Source organism: Ancylobacter defluvii (genome assembly GCF_018390605.1).
GTDB lineage: Bacteria > Pseudomonadota > Alphaproteobacteria > Rhizobiales > Xanthobacteraceae > Ancylobacter > Ancylobacter defluvii.
The window spans coordinates 47,680-48,185 of sequence record NZ_JAHBGD010000022.1 but is presented as its reverse complement, the minus strand read 5'-3'; the positions used below and the strand labels follow the sequence as shown (position 1 = coordinate 48,185).

The window sequence follows — 506 nt, the reverse complement described above, 5'->3', positions numbered from 1 at the left end:
CCCCCGCCTATGCGCATCGGCTCGCCGAGCCGGTGGCGGCGCTGGGCGTCGCGCTGGCCGCCGATTACGACGCGCTGGTCGCGCCCTCCACCGCGGTGTGGAAGAGCGTGATGCCGCGCATCGCCGCGCTGCTCGACGTGATGCAGGTGTCCGACGTCACCGCCGTGGTGGCGCCGGACACTTTCGAGCGGCCGATCTATGCCGGCAACGCCATCCAGACCGTGCGCGCCGGCGGCGCCAAGAAGGTGCTGACCCTCCGCACCGCCGGCTTCGCGCCGGCGGCGGAAGGCGGTTCGGCGCCGATCCGCGAGGCCGGCCCGGCCGGTGAGGCGAAGGGCGCCCGCTTCGTGTCGGAAGAGATCGCGCAGATGGCGCGTCCCGAGCTCACCGCGGCGCGGGTCATCGTCTCCGGCGGCCGGGCGCTGGGCTCGGCGGAGAACTTCCACGCCGTGGTGGAGCCGCTGGCGGATGTGCTGGGCGCCGCCGTCGGGGCCTCGCGCGCGGCG

At 75.7% G+C, this 506-nt stretch carries 1 protein-coding gene; it reads left to right on the top strand.

The features are described 5' to 3' along the window. A partial coding sequence (locus tag KHC24_RS16265) for an electron transfer flavoprotein subunit alpha/FixB family protein (protein ID WP_246547049.1) occupies nt 1-506 on the top strand: 506 nt, incomplete at both ends.